Raw genomic sequence first — 9,003 nt, forward strand, 5'->3', positions numbered from 1 at the left:
CGTCGGGGTGGGCGTCGACGAGGTAGCGGTTGCCGTTGTCGTCCTGGCGCCACAGTTCCCAGCGCGGAGGTGCGGTGGGAGCGGCGGTCGGGGCAGCGGCCGGGTCGTCCATGGCGAGCAGCCTACGTCACGGCGGCGATGGCGGTCCTGCCCCGCCGACCGCGTGATCGCCGCCGATCCCGCCGATTCCGCCGATTCCACGAGTTCGGCGGCGCCGGTGTTGACCGCGTGTTTCCGACTCTTGACAGAGAGCTGAAGCCGGAGCATCTTTCCCCAGAACCCTCCGTGCCACCCCCGCGGTACCCACCGCTCGCGGGCCCACTTGGGGCCGGAAATGTTAACGCTCACAATCGGGCGTTGCACCAACGCCCGGACGGCATCGTCAGGAGACCAGATGACCAGAGGCATGAGCTCCGCGCCGCCCCGTCGCGTCCGTGGGCGCGGCTCCCACCTGCGCTGGCATGTGAGCGCTATCAGCAAGATGGCGCTCGCGCTCGGCATGGCGGTGGGCGGCTTCGCCGGTGTGGTCGCGGTGGCCGCGCCGGCGCAGGCCGCCAGCCAGGGTCCGTGCGACATCTACGCGTCCGGCGGTACGCCGTGCGTGGCGGCGCACTCGACCACCCGGGCGCTGTACGCGGCGTACGACGGGAACCTCTACCAGGTCAGGCGTTCGTCGGACAGCACGACCCTGAACATCGGGGTGCTCTCGGCCGGCGGTTACGCCAATGCCGCCGCGCAGGACTCGTTCTGTTCGGGGACCACGTGCGTGATCACCGAGATCTACGACCAGTCCGGCAACGGCAACAACCTCACCGACGCCCCGGCCGGCGGCGCCGCCTCGGGCCCGGACGCGCTGGCCAGTGCCACCGCCGCGCCGACCACGCTGGACGGGCACGAGGCGTACGGCGTCTACATCGCGGCCGGTGACGGCTACCGCGACGACTCCACCACCGGGATCGCCACCGGCGACAACCCGGAGAGCGAGTACGCGGTGCTCGACGGCACCCACTACGACAACGGCTGCTGCTTCGACTACGGCAACGCCGAGACGAACAACGACGACGACGGCAACGGCGCGATGGAGGCCATCTACTTCGGCACCGAGAAGGCGTGGGGCTACGGCGCGGGCAACGGGCCGTGGATCATGGCCGACATGGAGAACGGCCTGTACTCCGGCGTGAACGCGGGCTCCAACTCCGCCGACCCGACCACCACCTACCGCTACACCACCGCCATGATCGAGGGCGGCGCGAACCAGTGGGCGATCCTCGGCGGCAACGCCCAGTCCGGCAGCCTCAGCACGGACTACAGCGGCGCGCGGCCGAACGTCTCGGGCTACAACCCGATGCACAAGCAGGGTGCGATCATCCTCGGCATCGGCGGCGACAACAGCAAGGGCTCCAGCGGGACCTTCTACGAGGGCGTGATGACCTCCGGCTACGCGTCGGCGGCCACCGAGGCCTCGGTCCAGGCGAACATCGTCGCGGCCGGGTACGGCTCCGGCGGCAGCACGAGCACCTCGACCGGCCCGCTCAACGCGGTGGGCGCGGGCAAGTGCCTGGACGACCCGAGTTCGAGTACGACCTCGGGCACCCAGACCGACATCTCCACCTGCACCGGCGGCACCAACCAGACCTGGACGCACAACTCCTCGAACGAGCTGACGCTGACCGTCTCCGGCACGACCTTCTGCCTGGACGCGAGCGGCAAGGGCACCACGGCCGGGACCAAGGTCATCATCTATTCCTGCAACGACCAGACCAACCAGCAGTGGACCTTCAACTCCAACGGCACCGTCACCGGCGTCCAGTCAGGGCTCTGTCTCGACGTGACCGGAGCGTCGACCGCGAACGGGGCGCTGGTGGAGCTGTGGACCTGCAACGGCGGATCCAACCAGCAATGGACTCTCACCTGAGGCAGGGAGAACCAGCCCTGGTATGAACCCCGTCTCGGCTCCCGCGGGTGGCGCGGGAGCCGAGACGGCACGTCGGAGAAGAGCAGGTCAGCGAAGTGCCGGTTCAACTACGAGCCGCGCTGCCCGCGATCAGGGCTCGATAGTGCTGGTAGCGCTGCGGCAGGCCGATCAGCACCACACCGACCAGCCGTCCCTCGCGGTGGTAGCCCACGGCCACGTCCGCGTCGAGGTCCCCCTCGAGCACCCGGACGTCGTCCGCTCCGAGGCCGACGGCTCCGAAGGACTGGAGCCGCAGATCGTACTGGTCGCTCCAGAACGACGGTATCGGCGCGAAGGGAGCCGGGTCGGCCGGCTCGCCGACCAGGTGCCGGCCGAGCGTGGCGCCCGCTCGCTTCGCCGTGTCGGTGACCATGGTCCAGTGCTCCACGCGGCGTGGCACGTCGTCGAACAGCAGGTTCGGGAAACTGGCCACGTCCCCGCACACGACCACGTCCGGCCGCCCCTCGACCCGCAGAAGGTTGTCACACTGCACCCCGTCGCCGAGGTCGAGGCCGTTGCCCTCGAGCCATCCGGTGTTGGGCACGCAGCCGACCGCCTCGAGCACGACGTCCGCGGCGAGTTCCGTCCCGTCGGACAGACGTAAGCCGGTCACCCGGCTCGTGCCGAGGTACGCGACGGGCACGGTGCCGAGATGGAAGCGCACGCCGTGGGCCTCGTGCCGGCGTTGCAGGGCTCTGCCGAGCTCGGCCCGCAGCGGCCGCTCCACCGGCACCTGCTCCGGCGCGACCACGTCCACCTCCACGTCGGCCACGCGCGCGGCAGCGGCCACCTCGCAGCCGATGAACCCGGCGCCGACGATGACCAGCCGGGCGCCCGCGATCAGTTCCTTGCGCAGCGCGACGACGTCGTCGAGCGTGCGGATCACGTGGCGGCCCGCGGCGGGGCCGGGCAGTGAGAGCCGACGCGGCGTCAGCCCGGTCGCCACGACGAGCCCGGACCACTCCAACGTCTCGCCGCCGGCCAGCGTGAGGGTGCGGGCGTCGAGGTCCGCGCCGGTGGCCCGCTCGCCGAGCCGCCAGGTCACGTCCTGCGCGGCCCGCGGTACGCGGAAGGCCAGGTCGGCCGGGGCAGTGCCGAGCAGCGCCTCCTTGGACAGCGGCGGCCGGTTGTACGGCATGTGCGGCTCGTCCCCGATCACCACCACCTCCCCGCCGAACCCGGTCTTGCGCACGGCCTCGGCGGCGCGCAGTCCCGCCATCGACGCGCCGACGACGACGCAGCGCTCCATCTCAGTCCTCGACCATGATCGCTTGCAGCGGGCAGGCGTCGGCGGCCTCCTCGACGTCGTCGCGCAGCGACTCGTCGAGGTCCTCGGACCGGTAGCGGTCACCGTCCGTCGCGGTACGGAAGGCGAGCTTGCCCTCGGCGTCGAGGGCGAAGACGGTGGGCGCGGAGTAGACACACTGGCCGTGGTCCTGGCATTTGGCGAGATCGACGGTGATACGCATGGGGATCGGCTCCTGAGGTCCGGGGGAGTGGGTGGGTGCGCGCGGTACCGGGGGTGCGTCAGCGGCGCGGCGGGCGGATGCCGCGGAACTCCCAGTCGCCGCCCTGCGCGGTGGACAGGACTTCCTCGCTCTCGCTCGGCTGCGCGCCGACGTCCGTGCGTACGGCGGTGGGGCCGGTGACGATGTGGTTGGCCAGCCGGCCGAGGCCCTCGACTTCGACCTCGACGACGTCGCCGGGGTAGACGGTGCGGGAGTTGGCCGGGGTGCCGGAGAGCAGGACGTCGCCGGGGTGCAGGGTGATGGTGCGGGCGATGTCGGCGACGAGGTAGTGCATGTCCCACTCCATCTCGTCCGTGTTCGCCTCCTGCTTCACCTCGCCGTTGACGTAGGTGCGCAGCGTCTTGCCGCGGAAGTCCCAGCCCTCGACCAGGCCCGGGCCGAGCGGGCAGAGCGTGTCGGAGCCCTTCACCCGCAGCATCGAGCCGGCGTCGGTGTCGCGGAAGTCGTGCAGGCCGTAGTCGTTGGCGACGGTGTAGCCGCGGATGTAGGCGCCGGCCTCGGCGGGGGAGACGTTGCGGGCGGTGCGGCCGATCACGATCGCGATCTCGCCCTCGTAGTTGAGCCACTTGCAGCCCTCGGGCCGCACCACCGCGCCGCCGTGCGCGTTGAGCGCGGTGGTGGGCTTCTGGAAGTAGGTGGGCGCGGGCGGCAGCTTCGTGCCGAACTCCTCGACCCGGCTGCGGTAGTTCAGGTGCACCGCGATGATCTTCGTCGGGGCGACCGGCGGCAGGTGCACGGCCGCGGCGGCGGGCACCTCGCGGCCGTCCCCGGCACGCAGCACGTCACCCTCGCGCACGACGTCGACGGGGGCGCCGTCGAGCAGGATGCGCCGGAACTCTCGGGTCGCGCTCATCGGACGGTCTCACTTTCCGCGTTCTGGTCAAGGTGGGCATCGGCGGCGGCGTGGGCATGGGCGGCGTGGGCGGCGGCGAACTCGGGTACGGCCAGGTCCTGCGCGTCCGGCACGGTAGCGCGCGGACGCGGGAAGCCGCCGGCCGGGCGGTCGAACCACAAGTGTGCCTGGCCGGTTCCGATTGCGTTCTCGTACTCGCCGTAGCGGCGGGCGTGGGCGGTGCAGTCTCCCTCGCCGAGCGCTCCGATCATCATCAGGTAGTGTCCGAACCGCGCCTCCGGCTTGAACCGGGCGTACTCGGGCATGGCCGCGAGCACCCGCGCGTGCTCGCCGCGGCCGAACCAGTCGATGCGTTCGAGGTCTGCCGCGGCCGCCTCGGGGGAGTGGATGTGCTCGACGCCCGCCGCCTCGTGCGCGCGCAGGGTGCGCAGCGGCCAGAAGGTGTGGCTGAGCGCGCCCGAGGCGATCAGCACGACGCGCCGGTCGGTGGCCGCGATCGCGTCGCCGAGCGCGCGGCCGAGCCGCAGGTGGTCCTCGACGTCGCCGGTCTGGCAGACCCCGATGGAGACCCAGCGCTTGCCCGGCAGGCCGCGGCCGAGGTACTCCCAGAGGTTGGTGGTGGCGTAGAAGATCGGCAGTTCGGGGTCCTCGATCGCGGTGATCCAGGTGGCGTGCCGCGCGGCCCGGGCCGCGACGGCGTGCGCGAGCTGCGGATCGCCCGGGAAGTCGTAGGGGCGCCGGCACATCCCGCGCGGCAACTCCTCCGAGGTGAACAGGCCCGAGCGCCGCTCCTGCGCCGCGACCACGAACTCCACCGTGGTGGCCCAGTGCGAGTCGAGCACGACCACGGTGTCGTAGTCGAGGGTGTCGAACACCTCGGTGCGCAGCCGTTCGAGCCCTGCGACGAGCGAGGAGTCCTCGCCGTGGTTGAGTTCCCGGCGGTCCGCCTCGGGCAGGACGATGGTCGGCACGTGCGCCAGCAGCCCGGCGCCGACGACCTCACCCATCTCAGTTCCCTTCCGTCTCGAGCGCGTCCCCGAGCCAGCCGGCCGGCGCGGTCACGGTGTTCTTGACCTCGCAGTAGAAGTCGAAGGACCAGGTCCCGCCCTCCCGGCCGATGCCGGACTGCCGCGCCCCGCCGAAGGGCGCGCGCAGGTCGCGCACGAAGAAGCAGTTGGTCCACACGGTTGCGGCCACCAGTCGCCCCGCCACGCGCCGGGCCCGCTCGCGATCGCCGGTGAAGAGCATCGCGGCGAGGCCGAAGCGGGAGTCGTTGGCGGCGGCGACCACCTCGTCCTCGTCGGTGAAAGTGTGCAGCACGAGGACGGGGCCGAAGACTTCCTCGGTGCCGAGCTCGCTGTGCGGGTCGACGTCGGTGAACAAGGTGGGGCGGTAGTAGAGCCCGCCGAGTTCCTCGTTCGGCCCACCGCCGAGCAGCACCCGCGCCCCGGCGGCCTCGGCCCGCCGCACGAACCCGTCCACCCGCGCGAGGTGCTCCGGGTGGATGGACGGCCCGATGTCGGTGGCCTCGTCCAGCGGATCGCCCTGGCGCAGAGCCCTGGCACGCTCCAGGAACCGCGCGAGGAACTCGTCCCTGATCGACTCCTCGACGTAGATCCGCGTGCCGGACAGGCAGACCTGGCCCGCGTTGTCGTACTGCTCGACCGCGTTGGCCACGGCCAGGTCGAGGTCGGCGTCCGCGAAGACGAGGAAGGGCGACTTGCCGCCGAGCTCGAGCGAGACCGGGGTGAGGTTCGCGGCGGCGGCGCCCGCGACGAGCTTGGCCGTGGGCACGGAGCCGGTGAAGGAGATCCGCCGCACGTCCGGGTGCGCGACGAGCTCGGCGCCCGCCTCCTCGCCGATGCCCTGCAGGACGTTGAGCACCCCCGGCGGGAGCCCGGCCGCGGCGGCGATGTCCGCGAGCAGCGACGCGGTGAGCGGCGACCACTCGGAGGGCTTGAGCACCACCGTGTTCCCGGCGGCGAGCGCGGGCGCGACCTTCCAGGTGGCCAGCATCAGCGGCGCGTTCCAGGGCGAGATCAGGGCACAGACGCCGGCCGGATCCCAGGAGACGTGGTTGGTGTGGCCGCGGGTGTCGAAGTCCGGGTGCGCGAGCTGCTCGGTGAGGTAGTCGGCGAAGAAGCGGAAGTTGTGGGCCACCCGCGGGATCACGCCCCGGCGATGCGAGCGGATCAGCGCGCCGTTGTCGCTGGTCTCGACGACGGCGAGCTCCTCGAGGCGCTTGTCCACGCCGTCGGCGATCGCGCGCAGCAGGCGGGCGCGCTCGGCCGGCGCGGTCGCGGCCCAGCCGGGGAACGCCTCCCGCGCGGCGGCGACGGCCGCGTGCGCCTCGGCCCGGCCGCCGCGGGCCACCCGCGCGAGCAGCCGCCCGTCGGCGGGGCAGTGGTCCTCGAAGGTGGAGCCGTCCGCGGAATCGACGCGCCGGCCGCCGATCCAGTGACGCGTGTCCACGCCGACTCCGGCGATCACCGCGAGGGTCATGCAGGCTCCTGGGGGTGGTGGGGCGAACAACGACGGTATATCGTTTGGACCCAAACGTATCCCTGCTTCGACCCGCGGTCAACGGGAGGACGAGATGACAGACCCAGGCGCGCATCCGGACGTGGACACGCCCGCCGACCCGGTCCCCGACCGGCCCGCCGACCCGGTCGCCGAGACCGACTGGATCGCGCGCGCGGCCACCGTGGCCTTCCCCGCGGGCCTGCACATCGGCGGCGCGCAGGTCGAGGCGGCCGACGGTACCACCCGCGTCGTGCGCACCCCGCGCGACGGATCGGTGATCGCGCAGATCGCCTGGGCCGGTGTCGAGGACGCCGACATCGCGGTGGCGCGGGCCCGCGAGGCCTTCGACCACGGCCCCTGGCCGCGCCTGCACCCGCGCGAACGCGGCGAGACCCTGCGGCGCTTCAGCGATCTGGTCGAGGCGCACCGGGCCGAGATCGCGCTGCTGGTCACCCTCGAGATGGGCAAGCCGATCCGGCACGCCTACGAGATCGAACTCAGGGCACTCATCCGCTGCCTGCGCTACTACGCCGAACTGGCCGACAAGGACGCGGGCGAGATCCCGCAGACGGCCGAGGGCGAGCTGGCCCTGGTGACGAAGGAGCCCGCCGGAGTGGTCGCGGCCGTCGTGCCGTGGAACTTCCCGCTCACCCTGGCCGGTTGGAAGATCGCGCCCGCCCTGGCCGCCGGCTGCACCGTCGTGCTCAAGACCGCCGAACGCAGCCCGCTCTCGATGCAGTACGTCGCGAACCTCGCGGCCCGAGCCGGGCTGCCGCCTGGCGTACTCAATGTCCTGTCGGGCGACGGGGCGACCGTGGGGCGCAGGCTCGGCGAGCACCCGGACGTGGACGTGCTCACCTTCACCGGCTCGACCGAGGTCGGCCGCCACTTCCTGCGCTACGCGGCCGAGAGCAACCTCAAGCGCGTCTACCTCGAACTCGGCGGCAAGTCGCCCAACATCATCCTGCCCGACGCCCCCGATCTGGACGCCGCGGCCGACACCGCCGCGTGGGCGATCTTCTTCAACTCCGGCGAGATGTGCACGGCCGGATCCCGCCTCGTCGTGCACGAGGCCGTCGCCGAGCGCGTGCTCGACCGCGTCGTGCGCACGGCCGCCGCGTGGTACCCGGCAGACCCGCTGCTCGCCTCCACCCGCATGGGCCCGCTCGTGGACCGGGCGCACCTCGACCGCGTCCGCAGCGTGCTGAGTCTCGGCGTGGCGCAGGGAGCCCGGCTGCTGACCGGCGGATGCCCCGCGCTCGAGGACACCGGCGGCAGCTACCTCGAGCCGACCGTGCTGTGTGACGCGGCGCGCGACAATGTCCTGATCCGCGAGGAGATCTTCGGGCCCGTACTCGCCGTGCAGACCGTGCGCGACGAGGACGAGGCGCTCGCGGTGGCCGCCGACACGCCGTACGGCCTCGCCGCGGCGGTGTGGACGGCGAACCTCGGCACCGCGCACCGGATGGCCCGGCGGCTGCGCGCGGGCACGGTGTGGGTCAACTGCTACGAGGAGGGCGACATGAACGCACCCTTCGGCGGCGTGAAGCTCTCCGGCTTCGGCCGCGACAAATCGCGCCACGCCCTGGACGAGTACCGCGACCTGAAGACCACCTGGATCACCTATGCCTGAGCCGCGCCCGATCGTGGTGATCCCGGCCAGATTCTCGGACTCCGCGTCGGCCCTGCGCTACCGCGCCGAAGTGGCCGCCCGCGCCCTCGTCGAGGCCGTCTTCCGCGCGGGCGGGGAGCCGCTGCTGCTGCACCCGCACGCACCCGGCGGCGTCGCGGATCCCGATGACGTCCGCGCCCGCCTCGCCGTGGCCGACGCGGTGCTGCTGCCGGGCGGCGGCGACCTCGATCCCTCCTGGTCGGGACAGAGGCCTGATCCGACCGGGTACGACATCGACCTCGAGCAGGACGCCTTCGACCTCGCCCTCACCCGCGCCGTGCTGGAGACCGACCTGCCGCTGTTCGCGATCTGCCGCGGCCTGCAGGTGCTCAACGTGGCCCTCGGCGGCGACCTGACCCAGGACATGGCCTCAGCCAAGGGCGAGCACCGCCACCGCGTACACCCGGTCGAAGTCGCACCGGGCTCCGTGCTCGGGCGGACGGCGGCGGCCGGGGCGGCGGGCGCGGTCGAG

Annotated in this window: 8 protein-coding genes; 3 read left to right on the top strand and 5 right to left on the bottom strand. The window is 72.4% G+C overall.

Translation table 11 applies throughout. The features are described 5' to 3' along the window. Nucleotides 1–499: 499 nt before the first annotated feature. Entirely contained in the window at nt 500–1,915 is a 1,416-nt protein-coding gene (locus KDL01_RS35865; RefSeq protein WP_368861718.1) for an arabinofuranosidase catalytic domain-containing protein, read from the top strand. 103 nt (nt 1,916–2,018) lie between these two features. Here the strand turns inward: KDL01_RS35865 and KDL01_RS35870 are convergent, their stop codons facing one another. Genes KDL01_RS35870 through KDL01_RS35890 form a run of 5 tightly spaced genes read right to left on the bottom strand, consistent with a single transcriptional unit; the run spans nt 2,019 to nt 6,838 of the window. Continuing rightward, the gene (locus tag KDL01_RS35870; RefSeq protein ID WP_212533156.1) at nt 2,019–3,203 is read right to left on the bottom strand and encodes an NAD(P)/FAD-dependent oxidoreductase; all 1,185 of its coding nucleotides are present in this window, start codon (nt 3,201–3,203) and stop codon (nt 2,019–2,021) included. A 1-nt stretch (nt 3,204) separates the two neighbouring features. Continuing rightward, entirely contained in the window at nt 3,205–3,423 is a 219-nt protein-coding gene (locus tag KDL01_RS35875) for a ferredoxin (protein ID WP_212533157.1), read from the bottom strand. 58 nt (nt 3,424–3,481) lie between these two features. Beyond that, nucleotides 3,482–4,336, bottom strand: a complete 855-nt coding sequence (locus KDL01_RS35880) for a fumarylacetoacetate hydrolase family protein (RefSeq protein WP_212533158.1) — start codon at nt 4,334–4,336, stop codon at nt 3,482–3,484. Further along, nucleotides 4,333–5,343, bottom strand: coding sequence for a DODA-type extradiol aromatic ring-opening family dioxygenase (locus tag KDL01_RS35885; protein ID WP_212533159.1), 1,011 nt, complete (start codon nt 5,341–5,343; stop codon nt 4,333–4,335). Before KDL01_RS35885 ends, KDL01_RS35880 begins: the two co-directional genes overlap by 4 nt. Nucleotide 5,344: 1 nt before the next feature. Continuing rightward, entirely contained in the window at nt 5,345–6,838 is a 1,494-nt protein-coding gene (locus KDL01_RS35890; RefSeq protein WP_212533160.1) for an aldehyde dehydrogenase, read from the bottom strand. Nucleotides 6,839–6,932: 94 nt separating this feature from the next. Here KDL01_RS35890 and KDL01_RS35895 point away from each other — a divergent pair, with 94 nt between their 5' ends. Continuing rightward, nucleotides 6,933–8,492, top strand: a complete 1,560-nt coding sequence (locus tag KDL01_RS35895) for an aldehyde dehydrogenase family protein (protein WP_212533161.1) — start codon at nt 6,933–6,935, stop codon at nt 8,490–8,492. Further along, nucleotides 8,485–9,003: gamma-glutamyl-gamma-aminobutyrate hydrolase family protein (locus KDL01_RS35900; protein WP_212533162.1), on the top strand; the 519-nt coding region annotated here is incomplete at its 3' end. The genes KDL01_RS35895 and KDL01_RS35900, both read left to right, overlap by 8 nt.

The sequence above is a fragment of the Actinospica durhamensis genome, from assembly GCF_018139695.1.
In the GTDB taxonomy this organism is placed as follows: Bacteria; Actinomycetota; Actinomycetes; order Streptomycetales; family Catenulisporaceae; genus Actinospica; species Actinospica durhamensis.

Coding starts and splice junctions, on each gene's coding strand:
- KDL01_RS35865 (WP_368861718.1), top strand. CDS start 500: ATGGCGGTGGGCGGCTTCGCCGGTGTGGTCGCGGTGGCCGCGCCGGCG.
- KDL01_RS35870 (WP_212533156.1), bottom strand. CDS start 3,203: ATGGAGCGCTGCGTCGTCGTCGGCGCGTCGATGGCGGGACTGCGCGCC.
- KDL01_RS35875 (WP_212533157.1), bottom strand. CDS start 3,423: ATGCGTATCACCGTCGATCTCGCCAAATGCCAGGACCACGGCCAGTGT.
- KDL01_RS35880 (WP_212533158.1), bottom strand. CDS start 4,336: ATGAGCGCGACCCGAGAGTTCCGGCGCATCCTGCTCGACGGCGCCCCC.
- KDL01_RS35885 (WP_212533159.1), bottom strand. CDS start 5,343: ATGGGTGAGGTCGTCGGCGCCGGGCTGCTGGCGCACGTGCCGACCATC.
- KDL01_RS35890 (WP_212533160.1), bottom strand. CDS start 6,838: ATGACCCTCGCGGTGATCGCCGGAGTCGGCGTGGACACGCGTCACTGG.
- KDL01_RS35895 (WP_212533161.1), top strand. CDS start 6,933: ATGACAGACCCAGGCGCGCATCCGGACGTGGACACGCCCGCCGACCCG.